We start from the raw sequence: 22,076 nt of genomic DNA, 5'->3' as shown, positions 1-22,076 counted from the left end.
CGGGGTCACGACCTGAGTCGGTCCCAAGCATCTGGAGACGGAGGACAGCCGTGGAGAACTATGCCGGAATTGACGTGTCATCGGAACTGTCGAGCGTATGCGTTGTGGATGCCCAGGGTAAGATCCTGAAGGAAGCGAAGGTCGCGAGCGAACCCGACGCCTTAGTTGAGTTCTTCGAAACGCTTGGCTTTGCAGTGAAGCGGATCGGGCTGGAGGCTGGGCCGCTGTCGCAATGGCTGCATGCGGGGCTGAATAGAGCGGGCTTCGAGACGGTTCTGCTGGAAACACGGCATATGAAGGCAGCATTGTCAGCGGTGACAGTGAAGACTGATCGCAAGGATGGACGCGGGATTGCCCAGTTGATCCGGATGGGATGGTTCAGCCCGCTGCACGCGAAGTCGATAGGGGCTCAAGAGATTCGAGCGCTGCTGGTTGCGCGCAAGCAGCTTCTTGGGCGGCTTATCGATGTGGAATTGAGTATCCGCGGGATATTGCGTCGTTTTGGGCTGAAGGTTGGCCCTGTGACGCGAAAAACCTTCGAAGCGCGGATCCGAGAGTTGGTCGCGGGTCAGGCAACATTGGAGCGCATAGCCACGGCGATGCTTTCGGCACGATCGACTCTGAAGCCAGAGTACGGAAAGCTACACCAGGCTGTGCTGGCAACCTTGCGTGACGATGCGGTCTGTCGCCGGCTGATGACAGTGCCAGGCGTTGGTCCCCTGGTGGCTATTACGTACAAATCGGCGATTGACGACCCCAATCGCATCACGAAGTCAAAATCAGCCGGCGCGCTGTTTGGGCTAACGCCAAAGAAATACCAATCGGGAGAAAAGGACGTCACGGGCGGGATCACGCTGGCCGGTGACGAGATAGTCCGCACGGTGTTGTAAGAGGCCGCCAACGTTCTGCTATCGCGCATCACCCGGTTCTCAAAACTTAAGCGGTGGGGGATGGACGTCGCCAAGCGGCGAGGCTCGAAGCGCGCAAAAGTCGCCCTGGCACGTAAGCTCGCAGTGATCCTGCATCGGATCTGGGTCGACGGCACAACTTACCGATGGGCTGAAGCGGGGCCGATCGCAGCATAGTGGACGTGGAGGAGATCAAGAACGCAACCGGGCTGAACTGAAGCCCAGTGCCCGAAGTCCCGTCGCCGGGACTGTGGATCCGATGAAGCCGTTACACGGCCAGTGGTCGTCATCTGACGAACCACGCGTATCTAGATAGGCTCGCCGCTCCCTCTGACAGCATGATGTGGCGGCCAGGCGTTGACCACGGACAGAAGCATGAGCTCGGCGGCGTGACGTTCACTCGGGAGGCTTGACATCATCGGGCCCATTACAGAAGGCCGTGTACCCATAAACCCGGCGGCGTGGTGCGACTAAAGCAATGTCTGCCTTGCCCCTATAGCGACCGACTTCGGGCGGCAGTGCAATATGTCGCGATGCGGCCATAACCGGACTCATGCGTGCGATGACCACCCTACTCGATCAATTCGTCGGCATTGGCTGGCAACGTACGAGAATGATGAGCCGGAGCACACTTGCGGTGGTGAGATTGATGCAGAGACATCTCAACGTATTGGCTCGATCCATTGGGCGCGCGACGGCCCCGGCTCAAAGGGATCGCCGAAGTACTGGGTCTCACGAACGACCTTCCCGCCTCTGAATTCCATGATGCTCACCGTGTAGGATGGCAAGCCGTCGTATGTAAGGACAAATTCAGTAACCCAAAGGTCGGCAGCGCCGAGTATGCGTCGCACCGTAAAGCGCTTCTTGTTCGGCTGCGCAAAACGAGACGCTTGAATATTGCCTCGACCGCGGATTTTCTCCCCGGATTGAGGGTACTCAAGCACGGCATCGTCACGGTAAATCTCATGCTCCGCCTCGAAGTCATTCGCATCTGAGGCTGCCCAGTGATGATCCAAAGCCGCTCGAATGGTTTGATCTTCATTCATTCTCTTCCCTCGCGTCGCAATGCTATGCATATTATCCCCAAAACGGAGCATCGGCACGAACGGAATGTCTGCTGGGGGTCGATTCCGTTGAAAAAGGCCGGCAGTTTTCGTTGTAATAGCTCCGTCGCGACGTGGCCGAACTGCTCTACCGACCCTATGCGAGCCTCGGGCTGGGCATCGGGATCAGCTTGGCCATCTTTCGAAGGTTCTGGGCGGTGGCTGCGAGGATGAACTCGTCGCGCGCGCCGTTTGGACCTCGTAAACGCAAACGGTCGAGCTTGAGAATGCGCTTGAGGTGCGCGAACAACATCTCGATTTTCTTGCGGAGCCGGCGCGAGGTGCCTCCCTCCCACGATCTCGCGATCTGGCGCGCCATGTCGCGAGCGCCCTCGTAGATCGAGCGCGGCACTCTCCGTGAAGCCTGCTTGGGGCAACACCGAGCCTTCAATGCGCATCGATCACAATCGCGCTTGCTGGCGAGGTAAAGCATGGTGGCACCATCATTCACCAACGTTCCGGTCGTGGTAAGAACTTTGCCACCAGGGCAACGATAGATGTCCCCAGCATGGTCATAGGTGAAGTCGTCGCGCGAGAAGATCCCATCTGTGCGGGCCGACTTGTCGAAGACTGTAACGTGCGGCTCGATGCCGTGCTCATAGACCAGCCAGGCGAGCATCTCGGCCGAGCCATAGCCGCTGTCACCGAGGAGCCGGCTCGGATAGAGATCAAACCGCTCCAGCGAGCGCTCAATCATGCGCTTAGCGGCCAATACCTCCGCCTGCCGGATTGCCGTCGTTGCCTCAACATTCGACGATGATCGCATTCTCGATGTCGATCAGGTAGTTCGTCGAATAGGCGAAAAACGCTTGGCCACCGTGCGCCCCCGTCCAGCGCGCCGCCGGGTCGGAGGGCGATACGAACTTCGGGGTAACCTCGGTCGCGGCTCCGAAAGCAGCATCATCGAGGACAGCCAGATACTCATCGATTGCTCGGCCGGCAGCCTCCGGCGGAAGTCCCTTATCGCCTTCGATCCCCTTCTGCCGATTGGCATCGGCCTTGATTAGGCTCGCATCGACTGCAAATCCTTCACCGCCGACCAGTCGTTCCTCGATGCAGCGGCGCAGCACGCTCTCGAACACGCGACGGAAGAGCTCGCTCTGCCGGAAGCGGCCATGCCTGTTCTTGGAGAATGTCGAATGATCCGGCACCGCCCCATCCAGACCGAGCCGGCAAAACCACCGATAGGCCAAATTGAGGTGAACCTCATCGCACAGGCGCCGTTCCGATCGGATGCCGAAGCAGTAACCGATCAGGAGCATCCGGATCATCAGCTCGGGATCGATCGAAGGCCGACCGATGCTGCTGTAGAAAGGCGCCAGGTCCCGCCGGACCTGTTCAAGATCGACAAACCTGTCAATCAACCGCAGCAAGTGATCAGTCGGGATATGTCTTTCGAGCGAGAACTCATAGAACAAAGCAGCCTGTTCGACTTGTCGATGCCCCATCATGATCTTCAGTCCTGCCAACTAGACAGACTGAATCACTGATATCACTGCGTCGCAACAGCCGTCTTTTTCAACAAAATCGGTCAACACCGGTCCATCCCCGAAAGAGTGTCGGACGCAGGAGCGGCAGAGAGTATGATCGCTCTCATGGTTAGATAATTGATGACAATATCAGCGTCGCGAAGAACGCGGTCTGCGCACCGCGGAGGAATGAACGAGACCGCGACTGCGGCGACCTACCTGCGTGTTGCGCGCCGCCAAAGCGGGGCTCAATCCGTGGGCTGCGGGCCGTCGTAGCCTTCGATCACGATGATATCGATGTCCACGGCGCCCGCGCGCAATGCCCTCGCCTTGGTGTATTCGGGTGAGCGGTAGCAGGCCAGCGCGGTTTCGTAGTCCTTGAACTCGATCAAGATGTTGCGGTCGCGCGCCTTGCCCTCCACCGCCTCGAAGGTGCCGCCGCGCACCCGGAATTTCGCGTCGTATTTGCGGAGCACCGCCGCGAGGGCGGGGCCGTAGGCTTTGGTGTATTCGGGCTTGATCACATCGATGCGCCCGATCCAATACCCCTTCGGCATGTTGTCCTCCTTATCTTTGCATTCTCAAATCAAAAGGGGGCACTGGGGGTTAAATTGCTCTGCGGCGCCGATGGTTCCGTCGGGTTGACGACACCGTTGGGCTTGAGGTAGCGGCGCGACGGGGCCAGGCTAATCGAGCGTCGAGGTCCGTTGACGGTCATTTTCGACGCATTTGGCAGAGATTGAGGACTGGTTGATGTCCGCTCCTATCCGTAAGCGCCGTACCAAGAGCGGGCCAGGTGCGTTGCGTTTGGCCGGACTGCCGTCATTCAAACTCCCGAACTGGGGGCTCGAATCATGCGCTACGAACTCGCCGACCATGAATGGACCACCATCAAGCCGATGCTGCCGAACAAGCCGCGTGGCGTTCCTCGGGTGAACGACAGACGGGTCCTGAATGGCATCTTCTGGGTCCTCCGATCAGGCGCACCCTGGCGTGATCTGCCGACGGCGTCGGGCCCATACACCACTTGCTACAACCGCTTCGTTAGGTGGCGTTTGGGGCCGCGTCATAGAAGCGCTTGCCACTGCCCATGATGACGCTGTCCAGATGATCGACACCTCCATTGTCCGCGTGCATCAGCATGGAGCCTGCATCACAAGGAACCAGCGTCAATCGATGGGAAGGTCCGCGGCGGCTGACGAGCAAAATCCATGCGGTGGTCGATGGCAATGGTCTGCCGGTACGGCTGGCGCTGAGCCCGGGTGAGGCCCATGACGTTCGACTCGGCGGAAAACTGCTGTCTCGTCTGAAATCCGGGTCAATGCTGCTTGCCGACCGTGGCTATGATGCGGACTGGATCAGGGAGATTGCCATGAAGAAGGGCGTGTGGGCCAACATCCCGCCGAAAAGCAAATGGCCGCTGTTGGCGGCGACAAAGCCGCGCGACCTCAAGCTTCCTGAACGTAGAAGGGAACAGCCCCTTGCAAAATACAACTGTTAACCACCTAGCGAGATCGTCCCTAATGAACGGCTGCGCGAGCCGCCGCGGCGCCCTCGGCGTGATCGCCGTCGGAATCTCGCTCATGGCCGTGCGAGCCGCACGTGCCGAGCACTACGATGTTTTGGCCGACAATGAGGAGAAAATCTCTTCCTATGAAGATATCCCCGTGATCGGCAATCCCGAGGGCGACGTCACCATCATCGAGTGGTTCGACTACGAAGACCACGCTTCCCGCCGTTACGCGCCGGAGCTGCGTCGGGTGGTGCGGAACGACGGCAACATCCGCCTGGTGCTGAAGAGCTGGCCAGTCAGGGGAGAGGGCTCCATAGCCGCGGCGCGGATGGTGCTGGCTGCGAAATACCAAGGCAAGTATGAAGCCGCACATGACGCGATGATCTCGTCCAATATGCCTCTCACAGAGCGACGCACCAGGAAGCTGCTGTCGCGCGCCGGTCTCGACATGGACCGATGGCAGAAGGATCTCGACACCAACGCTAGGGCGATCGACGAGACGCTTGCGAGGAACGCAGAGGAGGCAGCAGCCTTGCGCCTCAAGCTTGTGCCGTCATATTTGATCAACAGTCTTGTCGTGCCCGGCTCTCTCGATGACTATTGGCTCAACAAGCTGATCGCGAGCGCCCGGCAGGATAGTGGATCGTTTTAGCTTCACCGAATGCGCAAATCAGACGCATTCGCTTTCGAAGCATAGATCCGAACCTTGGACTCGATCTCCTCCTTCGTGATCCTGTTGCAGGCATGGGCGCAGACCGCACGGCGCGGTCGAGCACGGCGGCGTCGGACAGCCAGAGCTTGATGTGAGACTTGACGATGTCGCGATATTTGCGGAGCAGGGCGTTCAGATCGCCCGGCCCGGGATGTCATCCTCGCCCGAGAGCGATGGGCCTATCGCTCTCGGGCGAGTTCGGATTGTTCTGCGGCCTAAGCGGGCATGATGTCGCCAGAATGTAGCGGCCGGGAGCCAAGTCTTCAATGGCGGTTCGCTCGCGCTTCATCTGCGACTTGAGCGTGGCGCAGGAGGTGCTTCGCCTATAGGATCGTGGCAGCGCCGCCTGACGCATGGCGTCCATCCATGCCTTCGTCGGGACCGGCCGCGAAGGACTCGAATCTAACGCCGAATTCCCGTTCGAGGAGATCCCGGACCAAATCCTCGAATCCGCCGGCGAAAGGTTTCCGAAATCGTACGCCACGATTCAGAGCTCATTGTAGATCGGAATCGAGGCGGCGTGCGCGTCGACGACTTCAATGACGTTCTTTTCCAGTGGAAGATCTGCTTTGCGCTCCGCCCACATTTTCTTGAAGCGCTGGACGGTTTCCGCAGCCGTATCGATGGCGAGCTTCTCCGAGATCTTCGCCTTCGCCGCTAGGTGCGTGAGCTCATCTTTGGAGAATTCCGTCATCTTCTTCGTGCGCGAATAGTTTAGCGCCATCTTGTCGTCCGCAATGTACGGTATGGTCGACAACAGATCGTAGGCGGGTGATAGGGCCGGCGTCCGGCGATCGGGGTGCATTAACGACCATTTCTTGAGGTGCATGTCGGCGTTGCCGATCAGCGTGCTGAACACGAGGCGTCTAACGAATTCGGCGACGCCTGCTTCTCCGGCCTCGATGCCCAAAACGCGTGCAATGCTCCGATAGTTGGCCTTGTCGTACTTCTCGTCGGGAAACACGCCGAATACTTGCGCAAGTCCTCCATGTGTATCGGTCCGATGGCAGTACGGTCGAACCGTTTGATGGCGAGCGCCCGTCCCTTCATCTCGCCGATTCCTGTCGGAAGTCCCCTGATTGATTCGACGTCGATCAGTTGGAGTTCCGGCACTTCCATGCCGATGTCCTTAGCCAATGTCATCATGGAGTATTCGTTTTCGGGAACGCCCGAATACTGATGGGACGGTAGCTTGACGATCCACGAACCGCCGACGCCTTCGACTGGTATGGTCAGGCCGCCCGTTTTGGAGTCATTCTTCAGGGCGGAAAACTTCAGCTGCACGCCCGCGAGCGAGAAGCGTAGCATGTTCTGCCGCTCGTCCGGCGTGAGATCCTCCTCGACCTGGGGGGGCAATGCCTCTCCTTCCGTTGGATGGACCGATAGGGCGCCCGGAAGGTCACGGCCCAGCACCCATAGGAGAAAGAACTCGCGCTTTTCCTTCACGCCCGCACGTTCAGCGAGGTAGCGACGCAGCGAACCTTCCGGCAGAAGATTGGAGAAGAAGGCTGGAAGGACTTGCTGATACGGTTTGAATGAGGTGAGCAGGTTACCAAATGAATCCTTGAAGGACAGACTTAAAGTTGGACGGGCCGGGTCGTCGATGTAGTTCTGGTTGAACGCGAGCAACGACCGGTCGCCCTGCACGAGCGTGAGTGTTGCGACCGGGATGTTGTATAGGCGTACGTCCAGGACCGATACGTCAGGCATCGTCATCCTCGTCGTCGAGAGCGTAGGCAGGGCGGGGGGCCTCCACCGGGTGTGCGATCCGGTTGCGCAGACCCTGCAATACTCCTGCGGAGTTTTCCAAGACAGGCTTGGGTATTGGTTCGGAGTGATAGCTTCGCAATGTGTCGACGACGTCGTTGATGAGGGCCAAGTCGTTTTTTGAAAGATGGACCTGCTTCAAGAAACGAAAATATTCAGCGATGCGGTCGAGTGGCGCCGAGCTACCGTGACGCTTCTTCTGTCTAGCAACGAGGCGTTCGGCCTTCGCGAAGAGGCCCGACAGTCCCTCCTCGAGGGAGAAATCGTTGGCGTTCGAGCGCAGTATGCCCTCTACCGCGGGGAGCAGCTTCTTGGGCACGAGTACGATTTCGAGATCGAGTGCCCGAACCATCTGGATGAAGCTCGAGAGGCCCGGTTCGAGGCGACCGGTCTCAATCTGGGAGATGTGCGCCTGGGTCAAACCCGATCGGACGGTCAGAGCGCGCTGGCTCATGCGTTCTTGCGTGCGTTTCGCCTGAACTGTCCGGACAAGCTCCTCACTCGCATAGGACATGATACGGAATCCTAATCTAACAGAAATATTGATAACGATGAGGCAACATGGCCACGCTGGCCGCGCCATTGCTGACCTGGGCTCCATCATGCCCACATGTCGGTTCCGCCTGTCGAGCAACGGACGAAATCCTTTTTGGGGTTTTCGCGCAAAACCCGAGCGGCGTCGGTGCGCCCAGCCAAAGTGTTCTGTTCGGGAACAGGAGGCGAGCGCGTTCGAACATCTCGGAGTTCGGTTCTTCCGACTTCGACAAGAACGACGCGGCCCAAGAGCTCCAGTTCCGCTTCACGACGGATGCGTCGGACGAAGCCGCGACCATGATGAAGAAAGCTCGACGTGGGCGCCGAGGATCGGCTTCGAATTTCTGGGTATCGATGAGGTCGTCACGTTCGTCGATGCAGAGAAGGCATTCGACTCCTGTGCCGAGATCGAACTCGTTTTCAAGAACGGAGATATCGTCGACTGCCGACGAGAAGACGCGGTCTTATCCGCAGAAGGACCGCGAGATCGCGGCGACCAACATGGCCTCGATCGCCTCATACAGCTTTGACTGGTGGAAGGCTCCCACGGAATTCCTATAATCATTGGTGCACGCTCCGAGGTGCAGCCGCTCCTGGACCGCGCGAACGCCATGGCGACGCGCACGCTGCCGCTGTAGGGCGAGTGTACGATATGTACAGAGGTGGCGCGGATTGTTGATCCTGCTCCGGGTTGCGCAAAGGAGTTTACGGCCGCCTGGTTCTGCAAGGGAGAGCGGAGCATTTGCTGAAGCTCGGCTCCGGATGCGCATGCTACGTCTTCGGCTCTGCAACTCTCCCCTAACGCAGTAATCCGCGGTGAATGAGCCGCAGGCTGGACGCCCATCAGGATCCCGACCTCTGAAGTGAAGGGTTAGAGGTCAGGGGTGACGCTGCTCAAAGACTCGGCACTTCAGTTATTGGGCAAAAATTTTGCGGACGTGATTTCCGCGGCGGACGAGCGTCTTTTTGCCACGCGCCTTGATGGCTCCGAGGCTCTTCGCTAGATCACGAAGCTTCACCTATGGAGATGACGCCGTGGCAATGGGTATTGTGAAGTGGTTCAACTCCAGCAAGGGTTATGCCTTTATTCGGCCAGAGGACGGAAGTGCCGATGTCTTCGTGCACATCAGTGCCGTGGAAAAGGCCGGCTACACCACCCTTAAGGGGGCCCGGGTGAGTTACGAGCTCAGACCGGGCGCTGAGGCAAGGCGTCAGCTGAGGATCTTCGGGTTGGTTGATGAAGTGCGCCTCCGGGCTGCCCCGTGCAACGTGTGATCTCGCGCCTATCCGGCGTTCCTCCCCGCACGCGCCGTCAGAGCACGCGGCGGCGCCTAAGGAAAGGTGGATCCAATCGACATACAGCATGAAGTGGCTGGCTTGAACTGTCACCTGAATCCCATGCGAGGCGCGCGCGGCGCTCCGCCGAACAGGACCTGTCGTGCAAAGTCGTCTGCCGAAAGGGGCAACGCCAAGTATTGCTACGCTTGTGCTGAACGACGCGAGGGGCAAGCTTCCAAGGCCGAACAGCTGCGGGAAAACATCTTGCAGTGTAATTTGGCTCATATGCAGCCCACCTTCTCAACTGCATTATCCGGGAGGCAGTTTTTGGTGGGACGCCATGGACGACGAGTTTTGTAGAGAGAGGGCGCGGACCGTGCGGGAACTTGCGGAGCAAGCTGACCCGTTCATCAAGAAGCGCTTGTTGCAGCTGGCCGCCAATTACGAACGGCGCGTTAATCGGCCAGAAAGAGCAGAGCGAAATCGCCCTGACCTGCCGGCATGCAGGCCGCCCATCCGCCCGTCCTAATTTCACAGACGGCGCTTATCAGTACAATCATCGGGCCTGGAATCGTTGCGGACCAGCGACCGCATTGCTCGCTCGCCTGCATGCCATCCAACCCGCGATGTGTCGAAATGGCGGTTTCGTCTTCCGGGAAGCTACCGCCGGCATCAGAGTGGTTTCCGGCAAGCCAGACCTGCCGCAGCCAATCCGGATGCTTCAAATCTGGCGCAAGGGCTGCCCCGCACAGTAAGCGCGAGAGCAGGCCATTGTCGGGACCTTGCTGCGCGGTTGTCGGCATTGAGACTCAATGCCAGAAACCTGACACGAGCGCCGCTACGAAGTGGCTGCTGAGCCTAACGAATTCACTTCGGCACGCGATTTGCTCTGTTCAAGGCATCACCAACCGCAGTGTGGTGGTCTTCGTGACGGACACCCGCGCGTCGCTGTTCGCGTCCGGTCCATTCCGATGGCTTGCTGTGGCAATGACTTGTGGCAATGACTTGGCGCTCGGTTCCGGGCCGAGAATAGCAGGGAAGAGTTGGATGCGATCTAGAGTTCATCTTTTGGCAGCCACAACAATTGCGCTCGTCGCGAGCGATGCAACCAAAGCGGCAGACCTTGAGCTGAGCCAGGAGTGACACCGCCACCGGCGTTGTGAGACTGGACCGAAGGACATATTGGCGGACACGTCGGTTGTGGGTGCGGTCGAGCACGCCTCATCACTTCCCTGCGGTCAATCGATCTGTGGCGATGCGGACAGGTTCGATGTCGCCGCCCGGCACAATCCGCGCCCTGTCGTTCGGCAGGGGCCGCATGTCTGTTTGGGCGCTGCGATGGCGCGCCTGGAATTGCGATGCGGCTTACCGCGCTGTTCGTGCGTCTGGAGGATCTGGCGCTGACCATCGCCGCGGAGGACGTCGTCTACATGCCGTCTCAGGTCATCCGCTGCCCGCAGCGCGTGCCGGTCACCTTCCGCTTCCATCGCTTAGAGAGTGAAGTGCCACCATGTCCGAAGAACATTTGCCGACGCTGCCGATGTGGCGCGTCGATCACATCGAGCCCTCGCCCGAGATGTTGGCGCTACGCGCCAATGGTCCGATCCACCGCGTGCGCTTCCCGTCCGGGGACGAAGGCTTGTGGGTGACAGGCTACGACGAGGCCAGGGCGGTGCTGTCCGACGCGGCGTTCCGGCCCGCGGGAATGCCGCCGCAGGCATTCACCCCGGATTCGGTGATGCTCGGTTCGCCGGGGTGGCTGGTCTCGCACGAGGGCGACGAGCATGCCCGGTTACGCCGGATCGTGGCCCCGGCCTTCAGCAACCGCAGGCTGACGCTGCTCGCGCAGCAGGTCGAGGCGATCGCCGCGCAATTGTTCGAGACGCTGGCGGCGCAGCCCCAGCCCGCCGACCTGCGACGCCACCTCTCCTTTCCGCTTCCGGCCATGGTCATCAGCGCCCTGATTGGCGTGCTTTACGAGGATCACGCCTTTTTCGCCAACCTGTCCGACGAGGTGATGACGCACCAGCATGAAAGCGGCCCGCGCAGCGCGTCGCGCCTGGCTTGGGAAGAACTGCGCGCCTACATTCGCGGCAAGATGCGGGACAAGCGCCAGAATCCGGGCGACAACCTGCTGACGGATCTGCTCGCGGCGGTCGACCAGGGCAAGGCGAGCGAGGAAGAGGCTCTCGGCCTCGCGGCCGGCATGCTGGTGGCGGGACACGAGAGCACCGCTGCGCAGATCGAATTCGGCCTGCTGGCCATGTTCCGCCATCCGCAACAGCGCGAACGCCTGGTCGGCGATCCATCCCTGGTGGACAAGGCAGTGGAGGAAATCCTGCGGATGTACCCGCCGGGCGCCGGCTGGGACGGCATCATGCGCTATCCGAGGACCGACGTGACCATCGCGGGCGTGCATATTCCCGCGGAGAGCAAGGTGCTGGTCGGCCTGCCGTCGACGTCGTTCGATCTGCGCCATTTCGACGACCCGGAAATCTTCGACATCGGACGCGACGAGCAGCCGCACCTGGCGTTCTCCTGCGGGCCGCACGCCTGCATCGGCGCCGCGCTGGCCAGGCTGGAACTCAAGGTGGTGTTCGGTTCGATCTTCCAGCGCTTTCCCGCGCTGCGCCTGGCCGTGGCGCCCGAAGAACTGCGGTTGCGCAAGGAGATCATCACTGGCGGGTTCGAGGAGTTGCCGGTGCTCTGGTGATGCAGGGAGGCCGCCGGGGATCGCGATCTTGTTTCGCAATTGCCGGCGTGCCTGGCACGCGCCGGTCGGATCAGCCAGCCAACAGGTAATCAAGATGGACGTGCAAGAAACCACGGCAGCATGCCGCGACGCCTTTGCCGAACTGGCCTCGCCAGCGTGCATCCACGACCCGTATCCGTTCATGCGGTGGTTGCGCGAGCACGATCCAGTGCATCGCGCGGCGTCGGGCCTCTTTCTGTTGAGCCGCCATGCCGACATCTGCTGGGCGCTCGAGGCCACGGGCGATGCGTTTCGGGGACCTGCGCCGGGCGAACTGGCGCGCTATTTCCCGCGTGCGGCGACCAGCCTGTCGCTCAATCTGCTGGCGTCCACGCTGGCGATGAAGGACCCGCCGACCCATACGCGTCTGCGCAGGCTGATCTCGCGCGACTTCACCATGGGCCAGATCGACAAGCTGCGGCCGAGCATCGCGCGCATCGTCGCAGCGCGCCTGGACGGCATCGCGCCCGCGCTGGAGCGCGGGGAGGCGGTGGACCTGCATCGGGACTTCGCGCTGGCCTTGCCCATGCTGGTCTTCGCCGAACTGTTCGGCATGCCCCAGGACGACATGTTCGCCCTCTCCGCCAGCATCGGCGCCATTCTGGAAGGCCTGAGCCCGCACGCCAGCGATCCCCAGCTGACCGCGGCGGACGCGGCCAGCGCCAGGGTGCAGGCCTACTTCGGTGATCTCATACAACGCAAGCGCACCGATCCCCGCCGCGACATCGTGTCGATGCTGGTCGGCGCACACGACGACGATGCTGACACATTGTCGGATGCGGAGTTGATCAGCATGCTGTGGGGCATGCTGCTGGGCGGGTTCGCCACCACTGCTGCGACCATCGACCATGCGATCCTGGCGATGCTGGCGTATCCCGAACAGCGGCACTGGCTGCAGAAAGACGCCGTGGGGGTGAAGGCCTTCGTCGAGGAAGTCCTGCGCTGCGACGCGCCCGCCATGTTCAGCTCCATTCCGCGTATCGCCCAGCACGACATCGAATTGCGCGGCGTGGTGATCCCGAAGAACGTGGATGTGCGCGTGCTGATCGCAGCCGGCAATCGCGACCCCGACGCCTTCCCCGATCCCGACCGCTTCGATCCGGCGCGGTTCTACGGCACCAGTCCTGGTATGTCGACCGACGGGAAGATCATGCTGAGCTTCGGCCACGGCATTCACTTCTGTCTCGGTGCGCAACTGGCCCGGGTGCAGTTGGCCGAGAGCCTGCCGCGGATCCAGGCGCGCTTCCCGACGCTGGCATTGGCCGGGCAGCCGACCCGGCAGCCCTCCGCGTTCCTCAGGACGTTCCGCGCGTTGCCGGTGCGGCTGCATGCGCAGGCGGACTGAGATGCGCGTCGTGGTCGACCAGGATCTATGCGGAACCACCGGGCAGTGCGCACTGACGCTGCCGGGGACCTTTCGCCAGCGCGAACCGGACGGCGTGGCCGAAGTGTGCGTGACGACCGTCCCGCAGGCGCTGCACGCCGCCGTGCGGCTCGCGGCCAGCCAGTGCCCGGTCGCCGCCATTCGGCTCATCGAACGCGACGCTGGTGACGACGAGAGCGCCAACGCCGACCCTGCGCCTTCACAGGCGGAGGCCGAGCGGCATGCCACGAAAGACCAACGCAATCCAGGGAGACACGATGGGACGGTTTGAAGGCAAGGTGGCCGTAGTGACCGGCGCCGGCGCCGGTATCGGCAAGGCATGCGCCATCGCTATCGCGCGCGAGGGCGGCAGCGTGGTGGTGGCCGACATTGATGGCTCGGCGGCCATCGCCTGCACCGCAAAGATCGCGGCCGAAGCGGGCCACGCGCTGGCCTTCGCCATGGACATCGCCGATGCGCAGGCGGTGGCAGCGCTGTTCGCGACGGCGGAGCGGCGCTTCGGTGGGGTCGACCTGCTGGTGAACAACGCGAGCGCCATGGATCTGACGCCGCGCGACCGCGCGATCCTCGACTTGGACCTGGCGGTCTGGGATCAGACCATGGCGACCAATCTTCGCGGCACGCTGCTCTGCTGCCGGCAGGCCGTCCCGCGGATGATCGCCCGTGGCGGTGGCGCGATCATCAACATGTCGTCGTGCCAGGGGCTTAGCGGTGACACCGCACTGACAGCCTACGCCGCGTCGAAAGCGGCGATGAACATGCTGTCGGCCTCGCTTGCTACCCAGTACGGTCATGCGCAGATCCGCTGCAACGCAGTTGCTCCGGGTCTCATCATGACCGAGCGTCTCCATGCCAAGCTGGACAATCGCATGCAGCGGCATCTGCTACGGCACCAGCTCCTGCCGCGCGTCGGCCGCCCCGAGGACGTGGCCGCGCTGGTGGCGTTCCTGCTCTCCGACGATGCTGCGTTCATCACCGGCCAGGTCGTGTGCATCGATGGCGGCATGCTCGCGCATGTGCCGACTTACGCCGACGGTGGCAACAGCCGCGCCGCGCGGCCTGCCGGCGAGACCACCGAAGCGGCCGTGGCGCCGCGCGGTTGATGGACATGCTGCTCAATCCGCTAAATCGTCGGCACCGGCTGCGGAACGACATCCCCATCTTGTCCGGCGCTTTCCCCATGGTCGGGCATCTTCCCGCGATCGTCTGCAATCTACCGCGCCTGCTGCGGCACGCGGAACGGACGCTGGGCAGCCACTTCTGGTTGGATTTCGGCCCTGTCGGACAGATGATGACCTGGTTGGATCCGGATGCGTTCGCACTGCTCCGGCACAAGGACGTGACCTCGGCGCTGATTGAAGAGATCGCGCCCGAACTGTTCCGCGGAACGTTGGTCGCACAGGACGGCGGCGCGCACCGGCAGGCACGCGATGCGATCCAGGCGGCGTTCCTGCCAACGGGACTGACCGAGGCCAGCATCGGCGACCTGTTAGCGCCCATCATCGAGGCGCGGGTGCAGGCTTGGTGCGACCGCGGCGAGGTAGCCATCCTGCGCGAAACCGGCGACCTGATGCTCAAGCTCATCTTCAGCCTTATGGGAATCCCCACGCAGGAGCTGCCAGGATGGCATCGCAAGTACCAGCAACTGCTGCAGTTGATCATAGCGCCCCCGCTCGACCTGCCCGGGCTGCCCTTGCGGCGCGGCCGCGCCGCCCGCGACTGGATCGACGCCCGGTTGCGCGAGTTCGTCCGCGCCGCGCGTGAACACGCCGCGCGCACCGGGTTGATCAACGACATGGTCAGCGCCTTTGATCGCAGCGACGATGTGCTCTCCGATGACGTCCTGGTCGCCAATATCCGCTTGCTGCTGCTTGGTGGTCACGACACCACCGCCTCGACGATGGCATGGATGGTGATCGAGCTGGCGCGGCAGCCTCTCGTGTGGGACGCCCTGGTCGCGGAGGCGCAACGTATGGGCGCGGTACCGACCCGGCACGCCGACCTAGCTCAGTGTCCGGTCGCCGAGGCGCTGTTCCGCGAGACGCTGCGCCTGCATCCGCCGACGCCGCTCCTGGTGCGCCGCGCACTGCGTGAATTGCGACTAGGCCAACGGCGCATTCCCGCGGGCACCGATCTGTGCATTCCGCTGCTGCATTTCTCGACCTCGGCGCTGCTGCACGAGGCGCCTAATCAGTTCCGCCTGGCGCGGTGGCTGCAACGCTCCGAGCCGATCCGGCCGATGGACATGCTGCAGTTCGGTACCGGCCCACACGTCTGCATGGGCTACCATTTGGCATGGCTGGAACTGGTGCAGTTCTCCATTGCCTTGGCGCTGACGATGCACAAGGCCGGAGTGCGGCCGCGGTTGCTGAGCGACGTCGAAAAAGGCAGGCGCTATTACCCGACCGCACATCCGTCCATGACTAGCCGCATCGCATTCTCATGAGCCGGCATTGCAGGACCCGACAGCAGCGCGCGCTCGCTGCGACGCCGGCAATACCGCCGCGGCTCGGCGTGGCCATCTCCTGTCAGGTACGAGGACATGAACAACAAGCAGACCGATTCCACGCTACAGGATCGCCGAGCTGGCGTTTCCGCCCTCGGCGCGTTGGACCCGCAGGCGCCCGGTGCATCCGGCAGACTGCTGCCGGAGATCTGGATGCAGGACGGCGCAAAGCGGGTCGAACATGCGCTGGCCGGTCTTCTCTGCGCCGAAAACGACGGTGAGACCGAACTGATGGCGGCGATGCGCTACGCCACCTTGCAAGGCGGCAAGCGCATCCGCGCCTTGCTTTGTCTGGCTGCCGGCGAACTGGCCGACGCGCCGGCGCACGCGCTGGACGACGTCGGTGCCGCCATCGAGATGATGCACGCCTGTACCCTGGTGCACGATGATCTGCCCGCGATGGACGATGACGTGCTGCGCCGCGGCCTTCCGACCGTGCACATCAAGTACGGCGAAGCCACTGCTATCCTGGTCGGTGATGCGCTGCAGGCGCACGCCTTCCTGACCCTGGCGAGCCTGGATGCGCCGCCCGACAAGCGCATCGCACTCGTGCGCGAACTGGCGCAGGCCGTGTCCGCCGAGGGGGCCGCAGGCGGGCAGGCCATGGACCTGTCGCTGGTTGGAAAGCAAGTCGCGCTGGACAGGGTCCTGGCGATGCACCGGATGAAGAGCGGAGCGCTAGTGCGCGCCTCCGTTCGCATGGGCGCGCTATGCGCCATAGCAGACGATGCCGCCCACGCTGCGCTGTACCATGCGCTCGATCGCTACAGCGCCTGTTTCGGGCTGGCCTTGCAGGTGATCGACGACATTCTCGACGCGACAGCGGATATCGCGACGCTGGGCAAGACCCCTGGCAAGGACGCGGCGGCGCAGAAGCCGACCTGCGCGTCGATCATGGGGCTACAGGCAGCGCGCCAGTTCGTACCGGACCTGTTGCGCGATGCCGGGGAGGCCATCGCCGCGCTGGGGCCGCGTTCGGAACGGCTGGCGCAAATGCTGCAGCGGGCCGACGCGTATCTGTTCAAGCACGCGCCATGCGCATAAGCGCCCGCTCGCATGGAGCGGCACCTTTGCCGCTGCGATCAGCCGGCGGCAGCGGTGCATGCTGCACCGTGTCTGAGTCCGAGATCGCTGTTGTTCGTCCAGCATGGCCGCGCCCACGGGGCGCTGCGCGCAAGCCTATGCGGCGGACCTGCGGAGACGTACGCCGCATCTGCCCGATCCTGGCTCTCGTCAATCGTCTGCAGAAGGAACATCGTGCGTGAACGCGCTGTCGCAACAGATCCTTTCCGAATTGCGCCACCTGCTGCGCGAGATGAGCGATGGCGGCAGCGTTGGTCCGTCCGTCTACGACACGGCGCGAGCTCTGCAGTTCCACGGCAACGTCGCCTCTGGGCAGCACGCATACGCCTGGCTCATCGCGCAGCAACAGGGCGATGGCGGATGGGGAAGCGTGGACTTCCCGCTGTTCCGCCATGCGCCCACCTGGGCGGCGTTGCTGGCATTGCAGCATGCCGATACTCTTCCCGGCGCTTCCGACGCAGTTAAGGCCGCAATCCGATTCCTCCAGCGCCAGCCCGATCCCTACGCGCGTGCGGTGCCGGAAGATGCGCCGATCGGCGCCGAGCTGATCCTGCCGCAGTTATGCGGCGAGGCCTCATCCTTGCCGGGCGGCGTGGCGTTTCCCCGCCACCCGGCGCTGTTGCCGTTGCGGCAAGCGCGCCTGGACAAGCTCGGGGCGATGACGAGGTTGCCGAGCGGCCATCCGTTGCTGCACTCCTGGGAAGCTTGGGGAACGTCGCCGATCAGCGCATGCCCGGATGTCGACGGCAGCATCGGCATCAGTCCGGCAGCGACCGCCGCATGGCGTGCGCACGCCGTGATGCAGGGCTGCACGCCGCAGCTCGGGCGCGCCGACGCGTATCTGCAGGCGGCATCGCGGGCGACGCGCAGCGGCATCGAAGGTCTCGTTCCCAACGTCTGGCCGATCAATGTTTTCGAGCCATGCTGGTCGCTGTACACCCTGCATCTGGCCGGGCTGTTCGCGCATCCCGCGCTCGCCGAGGCGGCGCGCGTGATCGTCGCGCAGCTCGACGCCCGCCTGGGCGCGCGCGGTCTGGGCCCGGCCCTGCACTTCGCGGCCGATGCGGACGACACCGCCGTTGCGTTGTGCGTCCTGCGCCTTGCAGGCCGCGACCCGGCCGTCGATGCGTTGCGCCATTTCGAAATCGGCGAGCTGTTCGTCACCTTCCCCGGCGAGCGCAATGCCTCCGTGTCGACCAACATCCATGCTCTGCACGCGTTGCGACTGTCGGGAAAGCCCGCCGTCGGCACCAGCGCCTATGTCGAAGCCAATCGCAACCGGCACGGTCTATGGGACAACGAAAAATGGCACGTCTCGTGGCTGTATCCCACCGCGCATGCGGTCGCTGCGCTGGCGCAAGGCAAGCCCCAGTGGCGCGACGAGCGCGCGCTGGCGGCGCTGCTGCAGGCGCAGCGCGACGGCGGCGGCTGGGGCGCCGGTCGCGCGTCCACATTCGAGGAAACCGCCTACGCGTTGTTCGCGTTGCGCGTGATGGACGGGAGCGAAGAGCCGACAGGGCGCCGGCGCATCGCGCAGGCGGTGGCGCGTGCGCTGGAGTGGATGCTCGCCCGCCATGCGGCGCATGCATTGCCGCAGACGCCGCTTTGGATCGGCAAGGAACTGTATTGCCCCACCCGGGTCGTGCGCGTGGCCGAACTCGCGGGCTTGTGGTTGGCGCTTGGTTGGGGGCAGCGCGTCCTGGCCGAGGAAGCAGGAGCGGCGCCGTGATGAAGACCGACCGCGCGCTGCAGCAGGTGCTGGAGTGGGGACGTTCCCTGACCGCCTTCGCCGACGAGCATGCCGTGGAAGCGGTCAGAGGCGGACACTACATCCTGCAGCGCATCCAGGCGAGCCTGCGCGACACCAGCGCCCGCACCGGCCGCGACCCGCACGACGAAACGCTGATCGTGGCATTCTATTGCGAACTGGCGCTGCTGTTCTGGCTCGACGACTGCAACGACCTTAGCCTGATCTCGCCTGAGCAACTCGCCGCGGTAGAGCAGGCGCTGGGGCAGGGCGTGCCGTGCGCGCTCCCCGGATTCGAGGGCTGCGCCGTGCTGCGCGCTTCGCTGGACGCACTCGCCTACGATCCTCGCGACTATGCTCAGCTCCTCGACGATACAAGGCGCTACTGCGCGGCGCTGCGTGCCGGACACGCGCAGGCAGCAGGGGCGGAACGCTGGTCCTACGCCGAGTACCTGCACAACGGCATCGATTCGATCGCTTACGCGAACGTGTTCTGTTGCCTGTCGTTGCTGTGGGGGCTGGACATGGCCACCTTGCGCACGCGTCCGGCGTTTGCCCAGGTCCGGCGGCTCATCTCCGCGATAGGGCGCCTGCAGAACGATCTGCATGGACACGACAAGGACAGGTCGGGCGGCGAAGCCGACAACGCGGCGATCCTGCTACTGCAGCGCTATCCGGCTATGCCTGTGATGGAGTTCCTCAACGACGAGCTGGCCGGCCATACGCGCATGCTGCACCGGGTGATGGCGGAGGAACGCTTTCCCGCGCCCTGGGGACCGTTGATCGAGGCCATGGCGGCCATCCGGGCGCAGTACTACCAGACCTCGACCAGACGCTACCGCAACGACGCTGCGGGGAGAGGCCAGCGTCCACCTGCTTGAAACGCGCGGGAGGTGGCGGCATGCGGCGCGCTGCCGTCGCTCCGATCCGACGCAAGGACGACCATCCGGACCTCGTGCTGGATCGGCGAACGGCGCCGGCCACGGTCGTCGCTGCAAGACGCGAGCTGTCATAACAGAGACGCCGACGCCAATTCTGGCGGGGCCTCGATGCTCACCGGCAGGCTTGGATGTCTCAAGGGGGCATTTGCGAGGGCGAAGATGGAGTCTTTCAATCGAGCCTATAAGAGGCCTGAAAGAACGCACCCCAGCGCCCCTTGCTGTACTTTGCAAATGGGCGACGGGTTAAGGGCTTGCACGGGGCGCGCGCATCCAGTCGTTACCGGTGGGGTGGTTTACATCTTTGTCTTTTTATCAATAAAAGATTGAATTTAGCTAGCTATTTCAAACTTGGGTTTGAAAATATGCTATATTGTCAATCATGCCTAGAGGTGGGCTCTTAAACCAATTAGTCAGCAAGCTTCCCGAGGGGATGCTTGTGGATGCTGCATGGCTTACAGCTCAAGGCTACTCCCCACAGCTCCAACATCTGTATGTGAGATCAGGTTGGCTCGAACAGCCGACCCGCAGTGTGTTTCGTCGGCCCCGCGGAACCTTGAACTGGCAGCAAGTCGTGATCTCGCTCCAGACCATCCTGAATTACTCTCCGCTCGTCGTCGGCGGTCGCACAGCTCTCGAATTGCAGGGCTATGCTCACTACCTCCCGCAGTCCCCGGCCACCACCGTGCATTTATACGGGCCAAAGGCTCCGCCCAGCTGGGTCTCGAAGCTGCCGCTCAAGGTCCGCTTCGTCTATCATAATGATCAGCGGCTCTTCAAAAACGAGCCCGTGACCAAGGGGCTAGGCAGCCTCAGATGGAACGTCGAAAAAGGTGAGGCTAGCGACGAGACGAGCTTTCGCGGCGGTGAGGCCACCGAGCTCACCTGGGGCCAGTGGAACTGGCCTCTCACGCTATCAACGCCCGAACGCGCGGTCTTTGAACTGCTTGATGAGTTACCCAACCACGAAACGTTCGAGCAGGTCGACGCCTTGTTCGGCGGCCTCAGCAATCTGCGCCCCACACGTTTGCAAAAACTGCTGAAGGACTGCGCGAGCGTGAAGGTCAAACGCCTGTTCCTGTTCTTTGCGGATCGCCATCAACATCCATGGCTCAAACGCCTCAAGAAAGAGGAGGTCGATCTTGGCAGCGGCAAGCGCATGCTCGTCAAAGGCGGTGTCCTTGATCCGACTTACCACATAACGGTTCCCGGGGATCTCGATGCCGTTCGCTGACGTCTCAGGCGACAAGTAGCCCTGCTCATCCGCGTCCTGCCTCCGGTGCTTGCTTCGCTCTCAAGGGCGGCACCGCCATCAACCTGTTTGTTCGTGATCTTCCGCGTCTGTCCGTCGATATCGATCTCACCTATCTGCCCGTAGCGCCGCGTCCGGAATCATTAGCCGATATCGACGCTGCCATGAACATGTCGCTGGCGGGATCAAAGCCAGAATTCCGGATGCGCAGGTTACCGAAGGCAGGACCGAAAACACCGTGGTCAAGCTGATCGTTCGTTCACAAGGCGTTCAGATCAAAATTGAGGTGACGGCGGTTCTGCGCGGCTGCGTCTTCGAGCCTCAACTCATGTCGGTCAAGACTGCGGTCGAAGACGCGTTCGGATTTGCCGAGGCGCGCACCGTATCATTCGAAGACCTTTATGCCGGCAAGATCGTCGCCGCGCTGGACCGCCAGCACCCCCGTGATCTGTTCGACGTACGCGATCTGATCGCGAACGAGGGCATCAGCAACACGCTACGTCAGGCATTCATCGTCTACCTTCTCAGCCACGATCGGCCGATGTCGGAAGTACTCGCGCCAACGCTCAAGAATATTGAGGATCCTTTCAAGCATGGCTTTGCAGGCATGACCCGCGATCCTGTCGAACTCGCTGATCTGCTCTCTGCCAGAGCGGCGCTGATAGAAGCCATCGTCGCCGACATGCCCTCCGCTCATCGCAAGTTTCTTATCTCGTTCGAACGAGGCGAACCCGACTGGAACCTGCTGGGATTACCGAAGGCCGCCGAACTTCCTGCCGTGCGTTGGCGACAGCAAAATCTCGACAAGTTGTCGGTGAACAAGCGAGCAACACTAGAGCATGTTGTTTTTTCGCAGAATCGGGATTCCCAGCGGGAGCGATTTCTGATTCAAACTCCGTGCTGGAGAACGGGGGCCAGCATGGATGACGCGACCCTATTCAGAAGACCTTCGTGAACGGGCTCTGGCGCGAGCTGATGCAGGAGAGACAGTTCGTTCGATTGCAGAGGCGCTTCAGATCAGCCCGTCCTGTGTAACGAAGTGGAAGAATCTGAGACGGGAGACTGGGGGCGTTTCGCCCGGCAAGATCGGCGGTCACAAGAAGCCGGTTCTGTCCGGTGCCAATGCTGAT

The 22,076-nt window shown here is 62.3% G+C and carries 17 protein-coding genes and 5 pseudogenes; 16 read left to right on the top strand and 6 right to left on the bottom strand.

Features of this window, described 5'->3' with window-relative positions:
* The first annotated feature begins 50 nt into the window (after positions 1–50).
* Positions 51–1,085, top strand: a pseudogene (locus J6525_RS40575) (IS110 family RNA-guided transposase).
* 485 nt (positions 1,086–1,570) lie between these two features.
* Here J6525_RS40575 and J6525_RS40570 read toward each other — a convergent pair.
* The 3 genes and pseudogenes from J6525_RS40570 to J6525_RS40560 form a co-directional block, all read right to left on the bottom strand.
* Complete coding sequence (locus tag J6525_RS40570; protein WP_225648870.1) at positions 1,571–1,954, bottom strand: nuclear transport factor 2 family protein; 384 nt, start codon at positions 1,952–1,954, stop codon at positions 1,571–1,573.
* Positions 1,955–2,108: 154 nt separating this feature from the next.
* Positions 2,109–3,462 (bottom strand): annotated as a pseudogene (locus tag J6525_RS40565) (transposase).
* A gap of 266 nt (positions 3,463–3,728) precedes the next feature.
* Entirely contained in the window at positions 3,729–4,037 is a 309-nt protein-coding gene (locus tag J6525_RS40560; RefSeq protein ID WP_225648868.1) for a DUF1330 domain-containing protein, read from the bottom strand.
* Positions 4,038–4,334: 297 nt separating this feature from the next.
* On the opposite strand from J6525_RS40560, the pseudogene J6525_RS40555 reads away from it, so the two are divergent.
* Positions 4,335–4,981: pseudogene (locus J6525_RS40555) on the top strand (IS5 family transposase).
* Between the two features lie 22 nt (positions 4,982–5,003).
* Positions 5,004–5,645 (top strand): thioredoxin domain-containing protein, encoded by a 642-nt coding sequence (locus J6525_RS40550; protein WP_225648867.1) that lies wholly within the window; start codon positions 5,004–5,006, stop codon positions 5,643–5,645.
* A gap of 547 nt (positions 5,646–6,192) precedes the next feature.
* Here the strand turns inward: J6525_RS40550 and J6525_RS40545 are convergent.
* A pseudogene (locus J6525_RS40545) lies at positions 6,193–7,415 on the bottom strand (type II toxin-antitoxin system HipA family toxin).
* Positions 7,408–7,986 (bottom strand): helix-turn-helix domain-containing protein, encoded by a 579-nt coding sequence (locus tag J6525_RS40540; RefSeq protein WP_225648865.1) that lies wholly within the window; start codon positions 7,984–7,986, stop codon positions 7,408–7,410. The pseudogene J6525_RS40545 and the gene J6525_RS40540 overlap by 8 nt, the downstream one beginning before the upstream one ends.
* A 47-nt stretch (positions 7,987–8,033) precedes the next feature.
* Here J6525_RS40540 and J6525_RS40535 point away from each other — a divergent pair, with 47 nt between their 5' ends.
* Together J6525_RS40535 and J6525_RS40530 are read left to right on the top strand one after the other, a co-directional pair.
* On the top strand, positions 8,034–8,567 hold the full coding sequence (locus J6525_RS40535) for a hypothetical protein (protein ID WP_225648864.1): 534 nt from the start codon (positions 8,034–8,036) through the stop codon (positions 8,565–8,567).
* A 480-nt stretch (positions 8,568–9,047) separates the two neighbouring features.
* Positions 9,048–9,281 carry a cold-shock protein gene (locus J6525_RS40530; protein WP_225648882.1) on the top strand — a complete coding sequence of 78 codons (234 nt, stop codon included), beginning with the start codon at positions 9,048–9,050 and terminating at the stop codon, positions 9,279–9,281.
* Between the two features lie 458 nt (positions 9,282–9,739).
* On the opposite strand, the gene J6525_RS40525 is transcribed toward J6525_RS40530, so the two are convergent.
* Positions 9,740–10,087, bottom strand: a complete 348-nt coding sequence (locus tag J6525_RS40525) for a DUF2235 domain-containing protein (protein WP_225648862.1) — start codon at positions 10,085–10,087, stop codon at positions 9,740–9,742.
* A 707-nt stretch (positions 10,088–10,794) separates the two neighbouring features.
* On the opposite strand from J6525_RS40525, the gene J6525_RS40520 reads away from it, so the two are divergent.
* The 11 genes and pseudogenes from J6525_RS40520 to J6525_RS40470 all read left to right on the top strand — a co-directional run.
* Positions 10,795–11,997, top strand: a complete 1,203-nt coding sequence (locus J6525_RS40520) for a cytochrome P450 (protein ID WP_225648861.1) — start codon at positions 10,795–10,797, stop codon at positions 11,995–11,997.
* A gap of 94 nt (positions 11,998–12,091) precedes the next feature.
* A complete protein-coding gene (locus tag J6525_RS40515; protein WP_225648859.1) occupies positions 12,092–13,381 on the top strand; it encodes a cytochrome P450 in 1,290 nt (429 codons plus the stop codon).
* Between the two features lies 1 nt (position 13,382).
* Positions 13,383–13,691: a ferredoxin gene (locus J6525_RS40510; RefSeq protein ID WP_225648857.1), complete on the top strand. Its 309-nt coding sequence runs from the start codon at positions 13,383–13,385 to the stop codon at positions 13,689–13,691.
* The gene (locus J6525_RS40505) at positions 13,678–14,523 is read left to right on the top strand and encodes an SDR family oxidoreductase (RefSeq protein WP_092083550.1); all 846 of its coding nucleotides are present in this window, start codon (positions 13,678–13,680) and stop codon (positions 14,521–14,523) included. Before J6525_RS40510 ends, J6525_RS40505 begins: the two co-directional genes overlap by 14 nt.
* Entirely contained in the window at positions 14,523–15,866 is a 1,344-nt protein-coding gene (locus tag J6525_RS40500) for a cytochrome P450 (RefSeq protein WP_225648855.1), read from the top strand. Before J6525_RS40505 ends, J6525_RS40500 begins: the two co-directional genes overlap by 1 nt.
* A gap of 96 nt (positions 15,867–15,962) precedes the next feature.
* Complete coding sequence (locus tag J6525_RS40495) at positions 15,963–16,970, top strand: polyprenyl synthetase family protein (RefSeq protein WP_225648851.1); 1,008 nt, start codon at positions 15,963–15,965, stop codon at positions 16,968–16,970.
* 217 nt (positions 16,971–17,187) lie between these two features.
* Positions 17,188–18,738, top strand: a complete 1,551-nt coding sequence (locus tag J6525_RS40490; protein ID WP_225648849.1) for a hypothetical protein — start codon at positions 17,188–17,190, stop codon at positions 18,736–18,738.
* On the top strand, positions 18,735–19,637 hold the full coding sequence (locus tag J6525_RS40485) for a terpene synthase family protein (protein WP_225648847.1): 903 nt from the start codon (positions 18,735–18,737) through the stop codon (positions 19,635–19,637). Before J6525_RS40490 ends, J6525_RS40485 begins: the two co-directional genes overlap by 4 nt.
* A gap of 439 nt (positions 19,638–20,076) precedes the next feature.
* The gene (locus tag J6525_RS40480; protein WP_225648880.1) at positions 20,077–20,928 is read left to right on the top strand and encodes a type IV toxin-antitoxin system AbiEi family antitoxin domain-containing protein; all 852 of its coding nucleotides are present in this window, start codon (positions 20,077–20,079) and stop codon (positions 20,926–20,928) included.
* A pseudogene (locus tag J6525_RS40475) lies at positions 20,925–21,901 on the top strand (nucleotidyl transferase AbiEii/AbiGii toxin family protein). The gene J6525_RS40480 and the pseudogene J6525_RS40475 overlap by 4 nt, the downstream one beginning before the upstream one ends.
* A partial coding sequence (locus tag J6525_RS40470) for a helix-turn-helix domain-containing protein (protein ID WP_225648845.1) occupies positions 21,870–22,076 on the top strand: 207 nt, incomplete at its 3' end. The pseudogene J6525_RS40475 and the gene J6525_RS40470, both read left to right, overlap by 32 nt.

The organism is Bradyrhizobium australafricanum (assembly GCF_020329495.1).
GTDB lineage: Bacteria > Pseudomonadota > Alphaproteobacteria > Rhizobiales > Xanthobacteraceae > Bradyrhizobium > Bradyrhizobium australafricanum.
The sequence above is the reverse complement of the archived record's forward strand: the minus strand, read 5'-3'. Positions and strand labels throughout refer to the sequence as shown.